This window comes from Staphylococcus caledonicus (assembly GCF_016238465.1).
Taxonomy (GTDB): domain Bacteria; phylum Bacillota; class Bacilli; order Staphylococcales; family Staphylococcaceae; genus Staphylococcus; species Staphylococcus caledonicus.
Genome location: NZ_JABTXV010000001.1, coordinates 495,779 through 518,904 on the forward strand (window position 1 = coordinate 495,779; position 23,126 = coordinate 518,904).

21 protein-coding genes and 1 pseudogene are annotated in these 23,126 nt (G+C 32.5%); 18 read left to right on the forward strand and 4 right to left on the reverse strand.

Annotated features, from left to right (window positions below):
- Positions 1–284 precede the first annotated feature (284 nt).
- Positions 285–1,142: a bifunctional methylenetetrahydrofolate dehydrogenase/methenyltetrahydrofolate cyclohydrolase FolD gene (gene folD, locus HS848_RS02505; protein WP_198611142.1), complete on the reverse strand. Its 858-nt coding sequence runs from the start codon at positions 1,140–1,142 to the stop codon at positions 285–287.
- A gap of 211 nt (positions 1,143–1,353) precedes the next feature.
- Between folD and purE the strand changes: the two genes are divergently transcribed.
- Genes purE through purD form a run of 11 tightly spaced genes read left to right on the forward strand, consistent with a single transcriptional unit; the run spans position 1,354 to position 12,595 of the window.
- Entirely contained in the window at positions 1,354–1,836 is a 483-nt protein-coding gene (gene purE, locus HS848_RS02510; protein ID WP_107506854.1) for a 5-(carboxyamino)imidazole ribonucleotide mutase, read from the forward strand.
- The gene (gene purK / locus HS848_RS02515; protein WP_198611143.1) at positions 1,823–2,947 is read left to right on the forward strand and encodes a 5-(carboxyamino)imidazole ribonucleotide synthase; all 1,125 of its coding nucleotides are present in this window, start codon (positions 1,823–1,825) and stop codon (positions 2,945–2,947) included. Before purE ends, purK begins: the two co-directional genes overlap by 14 nt.
- 3 nt (positions 2,948–2,950) lie before the next feature.
- The gene (gene purC / locus HS848_RS02520) at positions 2,951–3,655 is read left to right on the forward strand and encodes a phosphoribosylaminoimidazolesuccinocarboxamide synthase (RefSeq protein WP_107506852.1); all 705 of its coding nucleotides are present in this window, start codon (positions 2,951–2,953) and stop codon (positions 3,653–3,655) included.
- On the forward strand, positions 3,655–3,915 hold the full coding sequence (gene purS / locus HS848_RS02525; RefSeq protein ID WP_103166758.1) for a phosphoribosylformylglycinamidine synthase subunit PurS: 261 nt from the start codon (positions 3,655–3,657) through the stop codon (positions 3,913–3,915). Before purC ends, purS begins: the two co-directional genes overlap by 1 nt.
- A 1-nt stretch (position 3,916) precedes the next feature.
- A complete protein-coding gene (gene purQ / locus HS848_RS02530) occupies positions 3,917–4,588 on the forward strand; it encodes a phosphoribosylformylglycinamidine synthase subunit PurQ (protein WP_103166757.1) in 672 nt (223 codons plus the stop codon).
- Complete coding sequence (gene purL / locus HS848_RS02535) at positions 4,581–6,770, forward strand: phosphoribosylformylglycinamidine synthase subunit PurL (RefSeq protein WP_198611144.1); 2,190 nt, start codon at positions 4,581–4,583, stop codon at positions 6,768–6,770. The genes purQ and purL overlap by 8 nt, the downstream gene beginning before the upstream one ends.
- Entirely contained in the window at positions 6,749–8,233 is a 1,485-nt protein-coding gene (gene purF, locus HS848_RS02540; protein WP_198611145.1) for an amidophosphoribosyltransferase, read from the forward strand. Before purL ends, purF begins: the two co-directional genes overlap by 22 nt.
- On the forward strand, positions 8,226–9,257 hold the full coding sequence (purM, locus tag HS848_RS02545) for a phosphoribosylformylglycinamidine cyclo-ligase (protein ID WP_198611146.1): 1,032 nt from the start codon (positions 8,226–8,228) through the stop codon (positions 9,255–9,257). The genes purF and purM overlap by 8 nt, the downstream gene beginning before the upstream one ends.
- Complete coding sequence (purN, locus tag HS848_RS02550; protein WP_198611147.1) at positions 9,257–9,823, forward strand: phosphoribosylglycinamide formyltransferase; 567 nt, start codon at positions 9,257–9,259, stop codon at positions 9,821–9,823. The genes purM and purN overlap by 1 nt, the downstream gene beginning before the upstream one ends.
- Before the next feature lie 15 nt (positions 9,824–9,838).
- A complete protein-coding gene (purH, locus tag HS848_RS02555; protein ID WP_198611148.1) occupies positions 9,839–11,317 on the forward strand; it encodes a bifunctional phosphoribosylaminoimidazolecarboxamide formyltransferase/IMP cyclohydrolase in 1,479 nt (492 codons plus the stop codon).
- 36 nt (positions 11,318–11,353) lie between these two features.
- Positions 11,354–12,595, forward strand: a complete 1,242-nt coding sequence (gene purD / locus HS848_RS02560; protein ID WP_198611149.1) for a phosphoribosylamine--glycine ligase — start codon at positions 11,354–11,356, stop codon at positions 12,593–12,595.
- A gap of 123 nt (positions 12,596–12,718) precedes the next feature.
- Here purD and HS848_RS02565 read toward each other — a convergent pair whose 3' ends face one another.
- Entirely contained in the window at positions 12,719–13,054 is a 336-nt protein-coding gene (locus HS848_RS02565) for a hypothetical protein (protein ID WP_198611150.1), read from the reverse strand.
- Positions 13,055–13,057: 3 nt separating this feature from the next.
- Positions 13,058–14,254 (reverse strand): alpha/beta hydrolase family protein, encoded by a 1,197-nt coding sequence (locus HS848_RS02570; protein WP_198611151.1) that lies wholly within the window; start codon positions 14,252–14,254, stop codon positions 13,058–13,060.
- A 25-nt stretch (positions 14,255–14,279) separates the two neighbouring features.
- On the opposite strand from HS848_RS02570, the gene HS848_RS02575 reads away from it, so the two are divergent.
- Both HS848_RS02575 and HS848_RS02580 read left to right on the forward strand, forming a co-directional pair.
- On the forward strand, positions 14,280–14,678 hold the full coding sequence (locus HS848_RS02575; RefSeq protein WP_408642057.1) for a DUF1433 domain-containing protein: 399 nt from the start codon (positions 14,280–14,282) through the stop codon (positions 14,676–14,678).
- Between the two features lie 243 nt (positions 14,679–14,921).
- Complete coding sequence (locus tag HS848_RS02580; RefSeq protein WP_198611152.1) at positions 14,922–15,710, forward strand: hypothetical protein; 789 nt, start codon at positions 14,922–14,924, stop codon at positions 15,708–15,710.
- A 702-nt stretch (positions 15,711–16,412) separates the two neighbouring features.
- Here HS848_RS02580 and HS848_RS02585 read toward each other — a convergent pair.
- Positions 16,413–17,366, reverse strand: coding sequence for a CHAP domain-containing protein (locus HS848_RS02585; protein ID WP_198611153.1), 954 nt, complete (start codon positions 17,364–17,366; stop codon positions 16,413–16,415).
- 262 nt (positions 17,367–17,628) lie between these two features.
- On the opposite strand from HS848_RS02585, the gene HS848_RS02590 reads away from it, so the two are divergent.
- The 5 genes and pseudogenes from HS848_RS02590 (at position 17,629) to essB (ending at position 23,113) form a co-directional block, all read left to right on the forward strand.
- Positions 17,629–17,922 carry a WXG100 family type VII secretion target gene (locus HS848_RS02590; RefSeq protein WP_198611154.1) on the forward strand — a complete coding sequence of 98 codons (294 nt, stop codon included), beginning with the start codon at positions 17,629–17,631 and terminating at the stop codon, positions 17,920–17,922.
- A gap of 132 nt (positions 17,923–18,054) precedes the next feature.
- Positions 18,055–21,105 carry a type VII secretion protein EsaA gene (gene esaA / locus HS848_RS02595; RefSeq protein WP_198611155.1) on the forward strand — a complete coding sequence of 1,017 codons (3,051 nt, stop codon included), beginning with the start codon at positions 18,055–18,057 and terminating at the stop codon, positions 21,103–21,105.
- Positions 21,106–21,537, forward strand: coding sequence for a type VII secretion protein EssA (gene essA / locus HS848_RS02600; protein WP_198611156.1), 432 nt, complete (start codon positions 21,106–21,108; stop codon positions 21,535–21,537). It abuts the gene before it with no gap.
- Positions 21,534–21,776 carry an EsaB/YukD family protein gene (locus tag HS848_RS02605; protein ID WP_198611157.1) on the forward strand — a complete coding sequence of 81 codons (243 nt, stop codon included), beginning with the start codon at positions 21,534–21,536 and terminating at the stop codon, positions 21,774–21,776. Before essA ends, HS848_RS02605 begins: the two co-directional genes overlap by 4 nt.
- Positions 21,777–21,788: 12 nt before the next feature.
- A pseudogene (essB, locus tag HS848_RS02610) lies at positions 21,789–23,113 on the forward strand (type VII secretion protein EssB).
- The last annotated feature ends 13 nt before the right edge of the window (positions 23,114–23,126 follow it).

Below are 23,126 nucleotides of genomic sequence, written 5' to 3' on the forward strand. Positions count from 1 at the left end.
TATAAGAAAATATATTATTTTATTAAAGTATTTTAATGTAAAATCACATGTAAATAACGTAGTATTGTTGGCGAGACTCCTGAGGGAATAGGATGAGTGTCGAGACCGAGGCTCGACACATCCCCTAGGAAATGCGAGCCAAACAATACGAAGTATTGATAAAAAGAGAAGCGTAGAGGTGATTCAATCATGAATTACCTCTACGCTATTGTTCTGAGATTTATGTCCTAGACTTTTTTTAAATTTAAATTCTAAAATTCGAATTGTTATTGATAATTAATCAATTATTCGATTCCACGACGCATTTTTTCAGCTAATAACGTATTGTTTAAGACCATTGTAATAGTTAATGGGCCTACGCCACCTGGAACTGGAGTAATAGCGCCAGCAACTTCTTTTACTTCGTCATATTCAACGTCGCCTTTTAATTTACCATTTTCATCTGGAGTATTACCAACGTCTACGATAACTGCGCCTTCTTTAACATCGTCTTTAGTAACAAGACCAGGTTGTCCTACTGCACTGACAATAACATCAGCATCTTTTAAATGACTGTGCATATCTTTTGTACGTGAATGTAAAATAGTAACAGTAGCATTGGCTTGTAATAATAATTTAGATACTGGTTGACCAACAATATGGCTACGTCCAATAACTACAGCATTTTTCCCTTCTAGATCAATATCAGCATGTTTTAAGATTTCCATAATACCTAATGGTGTACATGGAACAAAAGTTTGTTCATCAATATATAATTTACCGATATTTGAAGGATGGAAACCGTCAACATCTTTTTCAGGATTGATAGCTTCTAAGATTTTTTGTTCACTTACTTGTTTAGGAAGTGGGACTTGAACGAGAATACCACTAACTGAATCATCATTATTTAAACGTTCTAATTCTTTTAATACATCTTCTTCTGAAGTGTCTTCATCTAAATGTACAATTTCAGAAATCATGCCGATTTTTTCAGCAGCTTTCTTTTTAGAGTTAACGTAACTTTGGCTAGCGCCATCGTTACCGACTAAAATAACAGATAATTTAGGTGTATAACCTTTTTCTTTTAAAGACTCAACTTGATCTTGTAATCCTTGTCTGTAGTCCTTAGAAATTTGTTTCCCATCTAAAATTTTTGCAACCACAAAAAATTCCTCCTTGTTTGTTTAACTCATAACTATAGCTTAACTTTAAACCTTTCAACACGTCAATTATTTACCAAAAGACGTAAATTAGATTAAAAATTATCGATAAAGTTCGATTTTTAATTGAAAAAGCTTTTAAGGATTGTTATGCTATATCTGTAATATACAACTAATCGTATCTAAATTTCAAACTTTTGAAAGGGTGTACAAAGTGAAAGTAGCGGTCATTATGGGCAGTTCCTCAGACTGGAAGATAATGCAAGAGAGTTGCAAGATGTTAGAACAATTCGAAATTCCGTACGATAAGAAAGTCGTGTCGGCACATCGTACGCCAAAATTAATGTTCGACTTTGCAAGCGAAGCTCATGCTAATGGGTATGATGTTATTATTGCTGGAGCAGGTGGTGCAGCACATTTACCTGGTATGGTAGCTTCATTGACAACTTTACCTGTGATTGGTGTTCCAATTGAATCTAAAAGCTTAAAAGGACTAGATTCATTATTATCAATTGTTCAAATGCCTGGTGGTATCCCGGTTGCAACAACTGCGATTGGTACGGCAGGAGCTAAAAACGCAGGCATTCTAGCGGCTAGAATTTTAAGCATAAGTAATGAATCAGTTCGTAAAAATTTAGAATATTATGAACAATCACTTTCAGATAAAGTAGGTGAAATGCAAAATGAACTTCAATAAGCTAAAGTTCGGTGACACAGTAGGTATTATTGGCGGAGGTCAATTAGGTAAGATGATGGCACAATCCGCTCAGAAAATGGGGTTTAAAGTAATATGTTTAGATCCTAACCCTGATAGTCCATGTAGACCAGTAGCACATGACTTTATCGTTGCTAACTATGACGATGAACATGCACTTCAAGAACTTGGCGAAAAGTCAGATGTAATTACGTATGAATTTGAAAACATTTCGGCAACTCAACTGGAACTTTTAACGCAACAATATAATATTCCTCAAGGTTATCAAGCGATTCAATTATTGCAAGATCGTCTTACTGAAAAACAAACATTAGAACAAGCAGGTTCTAAAATCGTTCCATTTTTATCAGTGCAAAATGAAGACGATTTACATCAAGCTATTCATCAACTTGGTTATCCTTTTATTATTAAAACACGCTTTGGTGGCTATGATGGTAAAGGACAAATCTTAGTTAAAGATGAAACTTTAATTGACGAAGCTAAAGAACTTATCGCACATCAAGAATGCGTAGCAGAACGCTATCTTGATATTGATAAAGAAGTTTCTTTAACAGTGACGATTGGTAATCATAATCAAATTACTTATTTCCCACTACAAGAAAACGAACATCGCAATCAAATCTTATTTAAAACGATTGTTCCTGCTAGAAGTGACAAGGAAGAAGAAGCAAGAGAAGAAGTGAATAAAATCATTGAGAAGGTCCACTTTGTAGGCACATTTACAGTAGAATTCTTCATTGATAAATCTAATCACTTATATGTGAATGAAATTGCACCAAGACCTCATAATTCTGGTCATTATTCAATAGAAGCTTGTGATTATTCTCAATTCGATACACATATTCTTGCGGTAACTGGTCAAACATTGCCTAGCTCAATTGAAATATTAAAGCCAGCCGTTATGATGAATCTGCTTGGACGAGATTTAGATTTATTAGAAGAACAGTTTAGTGACCACCCTGAATGGCATGTCCACATATACGGTAAACCTGAGCGCAAGCCTGATCGCAAAATGGGTCATATGACGATTTTAACTGACGATGTTAATGCAACTGAAGATGAAATGCTTAAGCAATTTGAAGGGAGAGAATAATCAATGTCTCTATTATATGAAGGTAAAGCTAAAAGAATCTTTTCAACTGATACACCACACCAATTAAGAGTTGAATATAAAGATGAAGTGACTGCAGGCAACGGTGCTAAAAAAGATAAAATGGAAGGTAAAGGGCGATTAAATAATCAAATCACATCCATAATATTTGATTACTTAGCTAAAAATGACATAGATAGTCATTTTGTTAAACAACTTTCTGAAACAGAACAATTAGTTGAAGAAGTGAAGATTATTCCATTAGAGGTTGTAGTTAGAAATATTGCTACCGGTTCAATTACAAAACGCTTAGGTCTTGAAAAGGGCAAACAATTTGAAGAACCACTAGTAGAATTCTTCTATAAAAATGACGATTTAAATGACCCGTTAATTACTGACGATCATATCAAACTTTTGCATATTGCTAATGATGAAGAGATAGAAACATTAAAATCAATGGCTAAAGATATTAATCGAGTGTTGACTCAATTAATGGATGAAATGGAATTACGATTAGTTGATTTTAAAGTTGAATTTGGTAAAACACAAGATGGCAAAATCTTATTAGCAGATGAAATTTCACCTGATACATGTCGTATTTGGGATAAATATTCAGATACTAACTTCGATAAAGACGTCTACAGAAATGATACTGGTTCACTTATAGACACATATCAAACATTTTTAAATAAATTGGAGGATCTTAAATAATGAAAACGATTGAATTACACATCACTTTACAACCACAGGTGTTAGATACTCAAGGACAAGCGTTAAACCGTGCCGTACATGACTTAGGCTATAAACAAGTGAATGATATTCGTGTTGGAAAGGTGCTGTATATGACGGTAGACGAACCAACAGACGAAGCGGTTAACAACATTGTGACTACACTAAGTGAAAAATTATTCGCAAATACAGTTATTGAAGAATATAGTTATAAAATCGTTGATGAAAAGGAGAATGCATAAAATGAAATTTGCAGTTCTCGTATTTCCAGGTTCCAATTGCGATAGGGATATGTATAATGCAGCAATTAAATCAGGTGCTGACGCAGAGTATGTAGATTATCGAGAAACGTCTTTAGAAGGTTTCGATGGTGTGTTAATTCCAGGTGGTTTCTCATTTGGAGATTACTTACGTTCAGGTGCAATGGCAAGCGTAGCTCCGATTATTAACGAAGTGAAACGTCTTGCTAAGGAAGGTAAACCAGTATTGGGCGTATGTAATGGATTCCAAATTTTAACAGAAATAGGATTGTTACCAGGCGCTTTACTTCATAACGATACGCATTTATTTATTAGCAGAAATGAAAGTCTAAAAATTGCCAATAATCAAACTCCTTTTACTAATTTATATGGAGAAAATGAAATAGTTATCTATCCAGTGGCACATGGCGAAGGTCATTACTACTGTACTGACGAAATTTATAACGAGTTAGTTGAAAATAACCAAATTATTTTAACGTATGAAGATAATCCGAACGGCTCACATGAACATATTGCTGGTATTGTAAACAAAGAAGGTAATGTGTGTGGCATGATGCCTCATCCTGAAAGAGCACTTGAAACAATTCTTGGTACAGATAGCGGCGTGAAATTATTCGAAGCAATGGTTAATAGTTGGAGGGAACAAAATGTCTAAGTTTATCGAACCTAGTATTGAAGAAATTAAACTTGAAAAATTATATCAAGATATGGGTTTAAGCGATGCAGAATATAAGAAAGTATGTACGATTTTAGGAAGAGAACCTAACTTTACAGAAGTCGGTATCTTCTCAGTAATGTGGAGCGAGCACTGTTCTTATAAACATTCTAAACCTTTCTTAAAGCAATTTCCTACAACTGGCGAACACGTCTTAATGGGCCCAGGTGAAGGTGCAGGTGTAGTTGATATTGGTGATGAACAAGCCGTTGTATTTAAAGTAGAATCACATAATCATCCTTCTGCAATCGAACCTTATCAAGGTGCTGCAACTGGTGTAGGTGGCATTATTAGAGATATCGTTTCAATCGGGGCAAGACCTATCAACTTATTAAATAGTCTTCGCTTTGGTGAATTATCAAAAAAACAAAATCAACGTTTACTTAGAGGCGTCGTCCGTGGTATCGGTGGCTATGGCAACTGTATCGGTATTCCAACCACTGCAGGTGAGATTGAATTTGATGATTGTTATGACGGTAATCCATTAGTTAATGCAATGTGTGTAGGTGTTATTGATTACGATATGATTCAAAAAGGTACGGCGAAAGGTGAAGGTAACTCAGTTATCTACGTAGGATTAAAAACAGGCCGTGACGGTATCCATGGTGCAACCTTTGCTTCAGAAGAATTAACGGAAGAAAGTGAAAGTAAACGTCCATCAGTTCAAATTGGTGACCCATTTGTTGGTAAGAAATTAATGGAGGCTACTTTAGAAGCAATTACTTTTGAAGAATTAGTTGGTATTCAAGATATGGGTGCTGCAGGTTTAACATCGTCTTCATCAGAAATGGCCGCTAAAGGTGGTAGTGGACTTGTCTTACATTTAGATCAAGTTCCAACACGTGAGCCAGGCATCTCTCCATATGAAATGATGCTTTCTGAAACACAAGAAAGAATGTTACTCGTTGTTGAAAAAGGGACTGAGCAAAAATTCCTAGACTTATTTGAAAAACACGAATTAGATAGTGCCGTGATTGGTGAAGTTACGAATACTGACCGCTTCGTTCTTAAATATGAAGGCGAAGTGTTTGCGGATATTCCAGTACAATCTTTAGCAGATGAAGCCCCAGTCTATGTGCTTGAAGGCGAAGATAAAGAATACAATACTTCTAAGAATGACTACTTATCTATTAATGTTCAAGATGTGTTTGAAAAGTTATTAGCCCACCCAACAATTGCTTCTAAACACTATCTATATGAACAATACGATCAACAAGTGGGTGCAAATACGATAATTAAACCAGGTTTACAATCATCAGTCGTACGTGTTGAAGGTACAAACAAAGCGATTGCCTCTACTATTGATGGTGAAGCACGTTACGTTTATAACCAACCATACGAAGGTGGAAAAATGGTCGTTGCTGAAGCCTATCGTAATCTTATAGCAGTAGGTGCTACACCACTTGCGATGACTGACTGCTTAAACTATGGTTCTCCAGAGAAAAAAGAAATTTATCAACAGTTAATTGATTCGACTAAAGGAATGTCAGAAGCATGCGAAGTACTTAAAACACCAGTAGTTTCAGGTAACGTTTCACTCTATAACGAAACACGTGGCACATCAATCTTCCCAACGCCAGTTGTCGGCATGGTAGGACTAATTGAAGATATTAATTATTTAAATGATTTCCACCCTAAAGCAGGCCATAAGTTATATTTAGTTGGCGAAACTAGAGATGACTTTGGAGGAAGTCAAATAGAGAAATTATTATATAACAATGTGAACCATGAGTTTGAAGCGATTGATTTAAGTGATGAAGTTGCTAAAGGTGAAGCGGTTAAAGCAGCTATCAGAAATGGCGTAGCTTCACATGTACAAACAGTAGGTAAAGGCGGTTTATTAATCACATTAGCACGTATTAGTGCGCACTATAGCCTTGGTATAGAAGCTCAATTAAACCTTTCAAATGCTCAACTATTCAGTGAGACGCAAGGACGTTATATAATCGCGGTGAAAGAAGGACGAACTTTAGATATCGATAACGCGATTGAAATTGGTCAATTAACAGACGTCGATGAGTTTAAAGTTACCAATGCTCAAACTACTATTACTGAAAAAGTCTCAGACATTAAAGAACATTGGGAAGGAGCAATTGCGCAATGTTTGACTACAGTGGATTAAACGAAGAATGTGGCGTTTTTGGAATATGGAATCACGCTGAAGCAGCCCAACTCACTTATATGGGACTTCATAGCTTACAACATCGTGGCCAAGAAGGCGCGGGTATTGTCGTGTCAGACGGTGAAACATTAAAAGGAGAACGTGGTCTTGGATTATTGACTGAAGCAATTAAAGAAGTTCAAATGGAACGTCTTAAAAGTGGTCATAACGCTATTGGACATGTGCGTTACGCGACTTCAGGTAATAAAGGCATCGAGAATATTCAACCATTCCTTTATCATTTTTATGATATGAGTGTTGCCATTTGTCATAATGGAAACTTAATTAATGCTAAATCATTACGTCAATATTTAGAAAAACATGGAGCCATCTTCCACTCTTCTTCAGATACTGAAGTTATTATGCACTTAATTCGCCGTAGCAAAGCACCAACATTTGAAGAAGCCTTAAAAGAAAGCTTGCGCCAAATTAGAGGTGGCTTCACATTTGCGATTTTAACAAAAGACGCATTATATGGCGCGGTAGATCCTAATGCTATTCGTCCATTAGTAGTTGGTAAGATGCAAAACGGCACTTACATCTTAGCAAGTGAAACATGCGCTATCGACGTCTTAGGTGCTGAGTATGTCCAAGATATCCATGCAGGTGAATACGTCATTATTAACAATGATGGAATAGAAGTTAAATCGTATACAAGCCACACAAATACAGCTATTTCAGCTATGGAATATATATACTTTGCACGACCTGACTCTACTATTGCTGGGAAAAATGTTCACGCCGTACGTAAAGCCTCAGGTAAAAAATTAGCACAAGAAAGCCCAGCCAAAGCCGATATGGTTATTGGCGTTCCTAATTCTTCCTTATCTGCTGCTAGTGGCTATGCGGAAGAAATTAAACTACCTTATGAAATGGGATTAGTAAAAAATCAGTATGTAGCACGAACATTTATACAACCGACACAAGAATTACGTGAACAAGGGGTACGCGTGAAATTGTCTGCTGTTAAAGATATCGTGGACGGAAAAAATATTATCTTAGTGGATGATTCAATTGTACGTGGAACTACAAGTAAACGTATTGTCAGAATGTTAAAAGATTCTGGCGCTAGAGAAGTTCACGTACGTATCGCTTCACCAGAATTCATGTTCCCAAGTTTTTATGGTATAGACGTGTCCACCACTGCAGAACTCATTTCTGCAAGTAAATCACCAGAAGAAATTTGCGACTACATCGGAGCAGACTCATTAGCCTACTTAAGTGTAGAGGGTCTTATCGAATCAATCGGGTTAGATTATGACTCGCCTTATAGTGGCTTATGCGTAGAAAGCTTTACTGGCGACTATCCAGCAGGACTGTTTGATTATGAAGAAAATTATTATAAAAATTTAAGCCAACGTCAAAAAGATTATATTAAGAATCACAAACACTACTTTGATAGAGAGGGTAATATCCATGTCTAAAGCTTATGAACAATCAGGTGTTGATATTCACGCAGGTTACGAAGCAGTTGAAAGAATGTCTAGTCACGTACAACGCACAATGCGCAAAGAAGTATTAGGTGGGTTAGGTGGCTTTGGTGCGACATTTGATTTGTCACAACTTAACATGACTGCACCAGTCCTTGTTTCAGGAACAGATGGCGTCGGTACTAAATTAAAACTCGCTATCGATCATGATAAACACGATACCATTGGCATTGATGCCGTTGCCATGTGCGTTAACGATATCCTTACTACTGGTGCTGAACCATTATATTTCTTAGATTATATTGCTACTAATAAAGTAGTTCCAGAAGTTATTGAACAGATTGTTAAAGGCATTAGTGATGGTTGTGAAGAAACCAATACTGCTCTTATTGGTGGAGAAACAGCTGAAATGGGAGAAATGTATCATGAAGGCGAATACGACTTAGCTGGATTTGCGGTAGGAGCCGTTGAGAAAGCAGACTATATTGATGGCTCTGCTATTGAAGAAGGTCAAGCTATCATTGGACTCGCTTCAAACGGTATCCATTCAAATGGTTACAGCCTCGTGCGTAAATTGATTAAAGAATCTGGTATTAATTTAGATGACACTTTCGGTGGACGTACTTATTTAGAGACATTTTTAGCTCCAACCCAATTATATGTTAAGCCTATTCTTGCTTTGAAAAAGGCTGTCCAAATTAAAGGCATGAACCATATTACTGGAGGCGGCTTCTACGAGAATATTCCACGTGGGTTACCTGAAGGGTTAACAGCGAAGATTGATACACAATCATTCCCTACACCAAAAGTATTCGATTGGTTACAACAACAAGCACAAATACAAACAGATGAAATGTATAACGTCTTTAATATGGGGATTGGCTATACAGTTATCGTAGAACAGAAAGATGTTAAACAAGCAATTGAAATCTTGAAGCAACAAGGCATCTCAGCTTATAAAATTGGTGACGTTATAGCTAACCAAGACACACCTATTATCTTAGAGGGGGTAGAATAGTGGCTAAAGTAGCTATCTTCGCTTCCGGTTCGGGTAGTAATTTTGAAAATATTGTACAACGTGCCGATAAAGGTGAACTTAATAATATTGAGATTACTGCATTATACACAGACCATCACGATGCATATTGTATTGAGCGTGCTAAAAAATTAAAGGTTGCAGTTCATGTAAATGAGCCAAAGAGTTTCGCATCTAAAGCTGAATATGAACGCCATTTAATTCAATTGTTAGAGCGTGATGAGGTTGAATGGATTATATTAGCTGGTTACATGAGATTAATTGGACCTGACTTACTTGATGCTTACGAAGGTAAAATTTTAAATATCCACCCATCATTATTGCCAAAATATAAAGGGAAAGATGCGATTGGACAAGCATTTAATAGTGGCGATACTATCACTGGTTCAACAGTCCATTATGTTGATAGTGGGATGGATACGGGAGAAATGATTGAACAACGACAATGTGATATTAAAGAGGACGATACCAAAGAAGATTTGGAAGACCGTGTAAAACATTTAGAATATGAACTTTATCCTAGTGTGATAGCTAAGATTATTAAATAAGGAGTTAAGTTAATCATGAAAAAAGCAATTTTAAGTGTCTCAAACAAAAGTGGAATAGTAGAATTTGCTAAGGCGTTAAGCAACTTAGACTATGAATTATATTCAACTGGTGGAACGAAACGTGCTTTAGAGGAAGCAGCTGTACCAGTCAAATCTGTTTCTGATTTAACTCAATTTCCTGAAATTATGGATGGACGTGTAAAAACGTTACATCCTGCCGTACATGGTGGTATCTTGGCTGATCGTAGTAAACCTGAACATCTTGAGCAATTATCAGAACATCACATTGATTTAATCGATATGGTGGTCGTAAACTTATATCCTTTTCAAAAAACAGTGGCCAATCCAGATGTCACAGAAGAAGATGCCATTGAAAATATTGATATCGGTGGGCCTACCATGTTACGTGCAGCAGCTAAAAACTTTAAACACGTCACTACAGTAGTACATCCAGCTGACTATAATGAAGTAATTGAACGCATTAAAGAAAACCGTTTAGATGAAGACTATCGCAAGGAATTAATGATTAAAGTCTTTGATCATACAAATGAATATGACCATGCGATTGTGAGCTTCTTTAAAGGAGATAGTGAACAATTAAGATATGGGGAGAATCCTCAACAATCAGCTCGTTTTGTCCGCACGTCTACAAGTAAACATACGATTGCTGGGGCAAAACAGTTACATGGTAAAGCATTAAGTTATAACAATATTAAGGATGCCGATTCTGCGCTTGCCTTAGTGAAGAAGTTCGATGAAGCGGCCGCTGTGGCTGTTAAGCATATGAATCCATGTGGTGTAGGTATAGGTGAAAATATTGAAACCGCCTTTAAAAACGCTTATGACGCTGATAACCAATCGATCTTTGGAGGTATTATTGCTTTAAATAGAACAGTCACACGTGAACTAGCTGAGACGTTGCATTCAATCTTTTTAGAAGTGGTTATTGCTCCAAGATTTACTGATGAAGCATTAGATATTTTAACGAAAAAGAAAAATATTCGTTTATTAGAAATTGATATGACTGTTGATAAACGTGAAGAAGAATTTGTATCGGTATCAGGTGGTTATTTAGTTCAAGATAAAGATAATTATGAAGTTGCTAAAGAAGAGATGAAGGTAGTGACTGAAGTTGAACCGACCGATGATCAATGGGAAGCTATGTTATTAGGTTGGAAAGTTATTCCATCTGTAAAAAGTAATGCGGTCATCTTGAGTAATCATAAACAAACAGTAGGTATTGGCGCAGGACAAATGAATCGTGTAGGCGCTGCAAAAATTGCGTTAGAACGAGCAATTGAAATCAATGAAAACGTCGCATTAATCTCAGATGGATTTTTCCCAATGGGAGATACGGTTGAATTAGCTGCACAACATGGCATTAAAGCCATTATACAACCTGGTGGTTCTATTAAAGACCAAGAATCTATAGATATGGCAAATAAATATGGCATTGCTATGGTAACGACAGGCATGCGTCACTTTAAACACTAATTATTAAAACTATAGATATGGAAAGGGGTATTTCAAATGAAAGTATTAGTTATTGGTGCTGGTGGTCGAGAGCATGCATTAGTTTCTAAATTGAGTCAATCGCCTTTAGTTAAACAATTATATGCTATTCCTGGCAATGATGCGATGGTAACGCTAGCGGAAGTACATTCAGACATCGCTGAAAATGAACATGAAAAGATATTGGATTTTGTAGCTCAACAGCAAATTGAGTGGGTTATCGTAGGGCCAGAGCAACCATTAATCGATGGACTACCTGATAAATTACGTGAAGCTGGTGTTAAAGTCTTTGGTCCTAATAAAGATGCTGCTCAAATAGAAGGATCTAAATTATTCGCTAAACAGCTTATGGCTAAATATCATATTCCGACTGCGGATTATAAAGAAACAAACAGTAAAACAGAAGCATTAGATTTCGTTAATACATGTGAGTTACCTATCGTCGTAAAGAAAGACGGCCTTGCAGCAGGTAAAGGCGTTATCATCGCCCATACTCGTGAAGAAGCAATCGAAGCGGTCGAAGAAGTGTATCCTGAAGAACAAGGGAAAGTCGTTTTCGAACAATTCTTAGAAGGTGAAGAATTCTCGCTAATGACGTTTGTTAATGAAGAATACGCAGTGCCGTTCGATTGTATTGCACAAGATCATAAGCGTGCTTATGATAATGATGAAGGGCCAAATACGGGTGGAATGGGTGCATATTGTCCAGTGCCACATATTAGCGAAGACGTGTTGAATCGCACGAATCAAGAGATTGCGCAACCTATTGCTAAAGCGTTGAAAGCAGAGGGTTATAACTATTTTGGTTTATTATATATTGGTGCGATTTTAACATCAGAAGGACCTAAAGTTATTGAATTTAATGCCCGTTTTGGCGATCCGGAAGCACAAGTGTTATTAAGCCGTCTTGAAAGTGATTTAATGGCTCAAATCGTCGCTTTAGATCGTAAAGAGCCTATTCGCTTCCAATGGCATAATGATTTCGTCGTCGGCGTCATGTTAGCTTCTAAAGGCTATCCTGGATCATATAATAAAGGCGCCAAAGTCTCAGACTTCAAGTTGAATGATGAGTACTTTGTGAGCGGGTTACGTAAAGAGAATGATGACTTTGTAACCTCAGGAGGAAGAGTACTTCTCGCTATTGGAAAAGGACAAACGATTGAAGCCGCACAAAAAGCCGCATACCAAAACGTTGAACGCGTAGAAAACGACCAATTATTCTACCGTAAAGACATAGGAAATAAAGCATTGAAAAAATAAAAGTGATAGATAATGCGAATGTTAGAAGCGTAAAGGAGATTCAATTATGATATGCACCCCAAAAGTTGGACTGAAAATCTAATTTTTGGGGTGTATTATATATGAAAGATAAAAATATAGTCTCTAAAACCATCCGTCATATGTCCTACAACTACTGATACAAGCTTCAATTGATTTTTGGTCTGCGATAACTTTTGAATGATAATTACTCATTGTTTTAATCATAGCATCAGCTGTTTTACCTTCAAAACCAAAAATAAGTGTTCCTTTTAATTCAAATATAACTTGAATTAAGTCTTCAAAAGAATCATTATAATGTTTTAAAGTATCATTTTCTTCAGATATCATTGATGTAACATCTGATTTCATCTCATGTTTTAAATAGTCAAGTTTTTCTAATTCAGCTTCTTTACGCGCTAATTCTTCCATTTCTTTTACAGAATCTTCAAATAGAGTCAAAATCTAATCCTCCTTAAACATTTGATACATCTCGCTTAATTCTTTATCACGATTCTCCATCAATTGACCTGCTTCTACAATTTTTTCGGCAAGCTGTTCTATTTGTTTTTTGTGCGTATGTAATTCAGTTAAAGTAGTATCGAATTCTTTTTTATCATAAAAATCATACTTACCTGACTTAGTGAGTTCTTCCATGTATTTTTCTATGTCAGAAACATGTATATATTTGTAATTACCTGATGCAATTTGATTCTTATATTTTTCTTCAATTTGTCTAGCACGTCTTTTAGTGTTTTCTTCATATTCTTCTAGTTTAGTCATCGCAATATCGATAGCCTTTAAACTGTTGTTTAATTTTTCTGCAATATGTTGTGATTTATTTGAATCAATTTTTATCTTAACGTTATCCCCATCAAAGTTAAAAAAGTTAAGACCATGTGCGAATATAGGATTATTTTGGTCAATAAGCGTTTTACGCTTTACATCTTCTACAAAAATATTCATACCAATTTTTTCTTTTCCTAAGTCATACATACCGATGGCATCTGAAGTGTGAGTATAATCAACAATTTTCTTCTCGTATTTTTTTGAATCAAAATTTTGTTTTACATTATCGGGCAATATATCATAGCCATTTGGAGCTGAAAAGGTTTTGGTTTGATTAAAGTCATGCATGACTGCCATTACTTGGGCTATTGTTCCACCTAAACTATGCCCTGCTCCATAAATGTGCTTATAATTTCCATGTTTAAGTACTGATTCAGTCCAAATATTTGCTTCATCAAATTGCGAGTTTTTAGCAGTATTATCAGGGAATTTATAATCGATTACTTTGTTATCTAAGTTTTTATATTCATTATATAACTTTATATCTTTGGGATTTGTTTTAATTTGATTATTAATTATGCTTGAAAAGCCAAGCTTTAAATCAGTACCTAAATCAGCATTTTCCTGAAGATTTGTACCAGCGTAAACCATGTAAACTGTACTATTATCTACTTTACCATTGCTATTGATAGGAGATACTGCCATAGCTTGAAATCCATTTCCTTTGTCGATACGAGAAGCTTGAATTTTAAAAAGTTGGTTATTATTATTAGAAATTTTAATTTTAAATTTTTTATTATATTTAATATTAGATTTATATGAAGTAGCAGATAGTTCATGATATATGTTATCTTTATTATATAATTTATACATTATGCCACCTCAAAGGAATGATAATTTGAATAAAAAAATATTTTTAATATTATGTACACTACTTAGCATATTATTAATTATAGGAGGAGTCTATTTTAAAATGAAATATGAAGAGAAAAAAGAAAAAGAACAACAATATTTTAATGGACAAAAAGAACGAATTGAGCTTTTTATGAAATATAACGTTAAAGGATATAAGACAATACATTTTACTAAAATAGAAAGAAACCCAATGGATGGATATGATATAAGTGGTTATATAAATAATGATAAAAAATTATCATTTAATGCAAGCATAAGATCTAAGGAAGAATTTCAATTTGAGGGAGATATAGCATATTCTGATGAGCTTGATAAAATACTCAATATAAATTCAAAATCTGTGTCAGAAATAAAAAAAGAACAATCAGAAAAAGATAAATAGATTAGTATTTGTTTTATACTCAATAATAATTAAGCGATGCAAATTTATGATGAATAAGTTTATTAAAAATATAAAAATCAGTAAATGAAATGAAAAAAGAAAAGCCTATAAAAAATAGTAAATAATTTAATATATTTTAACGCCACAATAATTTAGTGGTGTTCTTTTACGTTGAAAGATATTCTATATAGCGATAGAAATAAATTTATAGAAATTCATAAGTCAAATAAAAGAGGTTATAAAATGATTACTAAAAAATTGATAGTTATCACAACATTAACAATAATAATAGCGTTTAGTATTTATTTATTTAAACAATCGGCAATTGAATTTCAAGATAAGTTAACTACGTGTATTTCATTTATTGGTTTATTTGCAACATTTGGCGGTGCATACATTGGTGCAAAAATATCTGGTGAAAATTCTAGGAAATTATACGAAAAACAAAAATATGAGATAGCAGAAGAAACAAGTAATAAAGTTGATTTAATTACTAATATTAAAATGATAAAAGTATTTGCTCATTCTAAACGTGTACAAGAGTCAAAACTTTTACTATATGTAGATACTATGGATAATAGGCCTTATGAAAAAATAATGGATAATGGAATAATGAATGTTTTAGAATTAATTGATGGTTATGCAAAACCGATTATAGAATTGCTTGAAGATAGAGAAATATATAATGGAAAACCAATTTTATATCAAAGTTTATTAAAAATGTTTAATGAATGCAATAGAATGTATTATCACGTGAAGCAAATTGATGTTACAGATGATTCTGGGTTCGTGTCAGAAGATTATATTAATTTAAGTAGTGAGGAAAGAGAATTAATATTTGAAAATGTTCATAATTATAGAGATAAAGTAAGACAAGATATTCTAATTAATTTTATAGAATTTGAATTCATAGAATCTATTTTAGATAATTGCGCTAATAATATTTTAAATAGTATATCTAGGGAGAATAGACTTATACATTACATTAATTTCAAAGGAGATGATAATATGAGGTATACTATTAATTTATAATTATTATAGAAATAAATTAATAAACGTATTGTTTTAAATCTTATCATCTAAAAAAGAAAGAAAATAAATAATTAAGCAAAGAACAATTATGTAAATTCAGCCTATATAACTATAAGTTTGATATGTAAAGATTTTAATGGATTATGAAATATTATAAAATTGAATATAAAAAGGAAAATATTTATTGAAATTAAAAAACATGATTTGATTTAGTTACTAAAATATATAGGTTTTATATTAATTCAAATTGATTGTAAAAAATGATGCTCTCCCTTCAAAGTAGACGTTGAAAAAATGAAAACTTTGAAGGGAGTTTTTTATGGCACGAAAAACAAAAGTAACTAATTATGTCTAAAAATTGAAAAACGGAGAAAGAGACTCTCTTAAATAAGTTAATGTATATTTAAATTTAATGGAATTTAACTAATTCACAAGAACTTATTATTTTATAAATTATGAGATTATGATATGGAATAAATATTAAGGAATATCAAAGGAATTTCAGCTTACAACTAAATTAAATATACCAATGATACTCAAAAGAATATTTAGACAAAATGTAATTATGGTAGATCTTAGATTATATCTAAATCGTTAAGCTACTAGAAATATATTTATTTTCATAAGGAGCTATTTAAGTAAAATAAATCTTTCACAATTTTTTTAGTAAATAAGTAGTTTAATTGTTAGCTTTTATTTTAATCAGTGGATGAAATTATATGAGCCAAACTCTGAAGATGAGATCGTACGTGTAGAGACAATATAAGGCGCAATCCAGTTCATTTCAGAAATAAATATACTACCATCTTTGTTAACACGTTCAACATAGGCGACATGACCATATGGTCCATTGATAGTTTGCATGATAGAACCTTTTGTTGATAAATGATCGACTTTAAAACCAGTATTAGATGCTTGTCCTGCCCAATTTTTTGCATCTCCCCAAAAAGTACTTATAGTGTGACCATCCTTTGATCTTTTATCAAAGACATACCAAGTACACTGACCTGAGCTATATAAATTATTTTTATTTGTGAATAAAGGTTGCTCAACAATTTTCCCATTACCTACCGCAAGTGGATTCCCCTCATTATTCTTAGCTTTCTCATTAAATTCTATAATTTGTAACTCATTATAGAATTCATCCATATCAATATTAGTAATCATTCCTTGCTTATCTTTGTGATAAGCCTTTTTTGCGTCCATAAAATTAGCTCTATTATTTCTTTGACTAGTTAAATTTGATGGCGTTAGTGTTTGGAACTCATCGATGTTAATTAATGAATTACTCTGGTCATTAGTATAATTTTGAGATTGTAAAGGTTTAGAAAATTGGTTACTAGTAAAGTTAGATATTGATTTTCGAAGAGATGGTAATTGTACAGAATTAGGTTGATTAGTTGTTTGATTATTAATTTTATAAGCAGTTGATTGATAAGAAGTATGATTATTTACATTAAAAATTGACTTTGTATTATCTTTTTCATACGAAAAAGAAAAAGTACCTTTGTTTTTATCAGTTTTAAAAACGGCATTTGGAAATTCTTTTTTAGCTTCTTCAATACTACTGTAAGTTTTAGCATACGTATTAGTACTTATAGTAAGGGAACCTAACAATGTTATAAACGGCAAACTAAATAATAATAATTTTTTCATAGTTAAATAATAATCCTTTACGTTGAATAATTTGTTATTATTATACATTTCAATATCTAAAAAGTGAAACAAAATTTAAAACACAAATAAAATAAACGCAAACTACTGAATACTTAGATTAATTAAAATGAAATTCGTAAATTTATAAAATAAGTATATACATTTTAAAATAAGTTGTATATTATTTAATTAAGATACTTTAAATTTACAATTAACTGTATCTTGTATGAAATGTAATTAAATTTTCAGGAGGTTTCTAATTATGGCAATGATTAAGATGAGTCCAGAAGAAATCAGAGCAAAATCACAAGCTTATGGACAAGGTTCAGAACAAATCCATCAAATTTTAGCTGATTTAACTCGTGCTCAAGGTGAAATTTCAGCTAATTGGGAAGGACAAGCATTTAACCGTTTTGAAGAACAATTCCAACAACTTAGTCCTAAAGTTGAAAAGTTTGCTCAGTTATTAGAAGAAATTAAACAACAATTAAACAGCACAGCTGATGCTGTTCAAGAACAAGACCAACAATTATCTAATAACTTTGGTTTACAATAATATTTTCTTGAGGCGAGAAAACCTAAAAATGCTTAATAAACAATATTTATTAACTATTTAGCAGTTTACAAAATGATATAGAGGGACTCGCCTCTTCATTCTTATAGTATTGTTTTATGAAAGGAAAAGAGCATGAAAAAGAAAAATTGGATATATCTTTCTATTGCGATATTAATCATCATCATTGCTATAGTAGGAATGATTTCAATGGTACATTTTAAATATGGAAACCAGGCTGAAGAAAATAATGAAAAAGAAGTTAAAAATAGCAAAAACATACATATTGCAATTGTAAATGAAGATCAACCAACTAAATATAATGGAAAGAAGATTAGTTTAGGCGATCCATTTATTAAAAAATTAGCAGAAGAGAGTAGTTACAATTTTGAAGTAGTAACGCGTAGCATTGCAGATTCAGGATTGAAGAATGGTAAATATCAAGTCATGATAGTTATTCCAGAAAAATTTTCTAAATTAGCCATGCAATTAGACAAAAAGACACCGTCGAAAATGTCTATTCAATATAAAACTGCAGTTGGCCAAAAAGAGGATATCGCTAAAGAAACTGAAAAAGTTGTAAGTGATGTACTTAATGACTTTAATAAGCATTTAATTGAAATCTACTTAACAAGCATTATAGATAATTTACATAATGCCCAAGAAAATGTGGGCGATATTATGAAGCGTGAACAAGACGTTAATAACAACTTCGCAGATTATTTATTAAATCCATTAAACGATTTTCCAGAATTATTCACAGATACACTAGTGAATTCTATAACTGCAAATAAAGGTATTACAACGTGGATACAACAATATAATCATTCACTATTAAGCAGTAATTCAAACTTATTTAATATTAGTAATGATTTAAGCGTTTCATCTATAGTTCAAGACCATGATGAGTGGTTTGAAAGAAATTTATCAGCAATGGAGCAAACATTAGAAGATTATAAATCACAACGAGACAATGTTGACATAGAAGAGTATATCAAGCACTTGAAACAAATTGACAGTCAACTCGATAAACAAGCAGAGTCTAAAGATTTATCTAAAGAAGAATATAAGAAAACATTTGAAGACCGCCTAAGCAAAGTCAAGGATGACGTTAAAAGACAAGAATCGCCATTTACTGACGAGATGGTTGAAGACTATAGAAAAGAATTGACTAAATCAATGAAGACAGAACTAGATGATAATCAAGAACTCAATGATGCTTTACAACAAATTAAAGACGACAAACAAGAAATGCAAGATACAATGATTAATCATTTAAGAAACGACATTGAAAATGACAAATCCGGTCAAGATCAAAACTATATCTTAAACATGTCTGAACAAGATTTGGATAATGTTGGATTATCCTCAAATGCTAAGCAGGAATATAAATCTATACTTGATGATGTGCACCAGTTCAAAGATGAATATAATAAGGCTCATCCACAAGAACTTATTAAACAACAAGATTATAACGGTGAAATCACGGCAGACGATACATCTAAGTTGCTTAACGAAGGTGTGAAATTTGAACGTCATGAAAAGATTAAAAGTCGGGACATCAACCAATTAACTATTGCGACCGATCCTAATTTTGACTTTGACGGATATATATATGTGAATGGCAAGAAATATGATGTAAAAAATCAAGATATTAAATTAGATACAACGAAGAAATCATATGATGTGGAAATCAAAGGTACAGCTAAATTAAAATCTGATAGAAAATATCAATCTGAATTTTTAAAAGATAAAACAATGAAATTACAAGTGTTATTTGGTCAAGCAGATAAGAAAAATAACGCTAATAACGGCATGAATGAAGAACGAGATAGAGTGAATGTTGTAGATTTATCTATCAATTATAACTTAGAGAGTGAATTGATCAGTGGAGACTTAAATCAACAGTTACGTTCATTAGATAAGTTCAAGTCTCAGTACGATATCTTTAAAGATTCTAATTTAAATCCAGATAAACCAACGATTGATAATAAAGCAATTGTAGATATGATGGTAAATCAAGTAATTGATGATATGAAAAACTTTAAAGATGATAAGTCACAATTATTAAAACAAATTGATGGTTTAGATAATTCTTCAGATAAAATGATTGAAGATGTAATGAATAATCAAGATGATATTAAGAAAAACAAAGAAGATATTTCAAATCTTATTAGTGACCTGAGTCAAGCTAAAAAAACACTTAGTGAAGAACCTAAGTCTCCAAAAATTGATAAGGATAAAAGTAAAGAATTTACAACATTATCTACGAATCTAGACGATCAAGTAAGCAAATTGTCAGAGCGAAGTACAAAGTTACTATCTGATGTACAAAATTCTAAATCTAATGCAGATCAAATTAGTGGAGAGTTAAACCAATTAGATGATAATGTTAATAATTTACATGCGAGCGGTAGAGCGCTAGGTACAAGAGCAAATGATTTAAATGAACAAATGTCTAATAATGACAAAAAGAATCAACTATTTGTTAAAGATTTTGAAAAAGTTCTTGAAAACTCTAAAGATGGAGATCGTCAAAATGCCGCATTAAAAGACTTTATGAGTAATCCAATTCAAAAGAAAAATTTGGAAAATGTTTTAGCGAATAATGGTGATAAAGATACTATGTCTCCTACGATTTTGGTACTGTTGATGTATTTAATCGCAATGATGACGGCTTATGTATTCTACAGTTATGAAAGAGCAAAAGGACAACTTAACTTAATTAAAGATGAATTTAGTAAAAATAATAGAATGTGGAATAACGTAATTATTTCTTCAATCATAACTTTAACTGGATTAATAGAGGGTGTTGTTATTGGTCTAGTTGCTATGAACCAATATCACATCATGCCAGGTTATAAAGTTAAATTTATGTTCATGATCATCATCACAATGGTGGTATTTGTATTAATCAACACTTACTTATTCAGACAACTTAAATCGATTGGTATGTTTATCATGATTACTACATTAGGTATTTATTTTGTTACGATGAATTACTTCAATACAAATCATATGTTAAACAAATTCTCACCATTATCTTATGTAGATACTATGATATATAACTTCTTGAATGCAGAGCATCCAGTTGGAATGGCATTAATCATAATGTCAGTTATCGCAATTATTGGATTTGTAATTAATATGTTTATCAAGCACTTTAAGAAAGAGAGGCTCATCTAAATGTTGACAGAAAGTTTGATAATGCTCACTTTATTGACGGCAGATAGTCCAAAAGGAAGTCTTGATATTCAAGTGGAACAAGAAGAGAAAGAAAACGTAAATAAAGATATAGATAAATATAATACAACTTTATTTGATAAAGGTAGTAAAAAAATAAATGATGAGTTGAAAAAGCAACGAGAAGATAAAAATAAAAAAATAAAAGATAGTATGTTTCAAAACCAAGCGAGTAAAAATACTCGCCTGGATGAAACTAAAAAAGTATTGTTTTCCCCAACGAATTCAGAAAAAGCTGTGGAGAGTGATAAAAGTCCTTATATTCAAAATAAGCAGGAGAAAAATGTATTTCCTTATATTTTATTGAGTATAGGGACTTTTTTAACAGTTGGGTTTGTCATATTTTCTATTAAAAGAGGGAGAAGACAAAAATGAAGCATTATAAAAAAGTGACATTTGATTTTACGAATTATAACTACGGAATCTATGATTTGGCAGTACCGACACACATGCCAATGAAAACATTATTGCCATTAGTATTGGAAAGTTTAGATATTCATTTGAGTGACATAAGTAACCGAATTAAAGTAATGACGAAACATCAACTTTTAGTTGAAAATGATAGACTGATAGATTATCAAATTGGCGATGGAGACATATTAAAATTACTATAGGGAGATAAATAAATGGCTAATAAAAAAACAAAGGAGTTAAATGATTTAGAACCACTAAATCAACAAACTAATAAAAAAAGCATGAAAGAAGCGACATGAGAGAAATTCCTAAAACATCCATTAAGAAAGAACAAAGTCATCTTATGTATTTATTAGAACAACATGCATCATTCTTTCTTGATGCAGAGTTAACAGAACTACGTGATAGCTATCAAGTGCATTATCATATTACAGACCATAATATTTCTTTTGAAAAAATTAAAGAATTTTCCAAAAATGAAAAGCTGAGATATTTATTAAATATTGGGAAATTAGAAGAACTAAGGGCAACACGTTATACCTTTAATTTATCTCCAGACGAACTTTACTTTACAAAAGATGGACTCCCACTCATAAAGACAAGAGGATTAAAGAATATTGTAGAACCATTACCGTTATCTGAAGATGATTTTCTTTTAAGATACAAGGCATTAATCATTATAGCTTTTAATCAAAAAGTGAATTTCGATGCACTTGTTGAAGGGAATTTAGAACTACATAAAGGGACACCTTTTGAAAATAAAATTATACAATCTAAGAATTTGTCTGAACTTAAGCAATTTTTAACAGAACAATATAATAACCAACAGTCAGATTATACACAGAACTTTTCATATGTCCGAAAACGAAAATACAATATTTTTAAATGGTTAGGAATAGCAATGAGTATTATTGGTGTGGCATTAATTGCTTGTTTAGCTTATCTATATTTCTTTGTTATGAAGAATGAAGAACAAGTTGAAAAAGGATATCAATCTTATGTCAAAGCAGACTATACACAAGTCCTTAATGACTACAAAGATTTAAATAGTAAAAATCTTGATAAAGAGGCACTTTACATCTATGCGAAAAGTTATATTGAAACAAACAAGCAGGGATTAGAAAAAGATAAAAAAGAGAACTTGCTTAATAGTATTACACCAGAGGCCAATAAAGATTATTTATTGTATTGGATGCAGTTGGGTCAAGGGCATTTAGATGAAGCTTTAAATATTGCCACATACCTAGATGATAACGATATTACAAAATTAGCTTTAATTAATAAATTGAATGAAATTAAAAATAATTCAGATCTATCTAATGATAAACGTTCTGAACAAACGAAAAAATATAATGACAAATTGCAAGACATTTTGGATAAAGAAAAAGAAATTAAAGATGAAAAAGCTAAAGAAGAAGAAGAAAAGGCTGAAGAAAAAGACGGAAAAGTAAAACAGCAAGAAGAGAATGAGAAGAAACAAAAAGAACAAGCAGCAAAAGATAAAAAGAAACGTCAAGAAGCAGAACGTAAAAAATAGTATAGGACTGGGG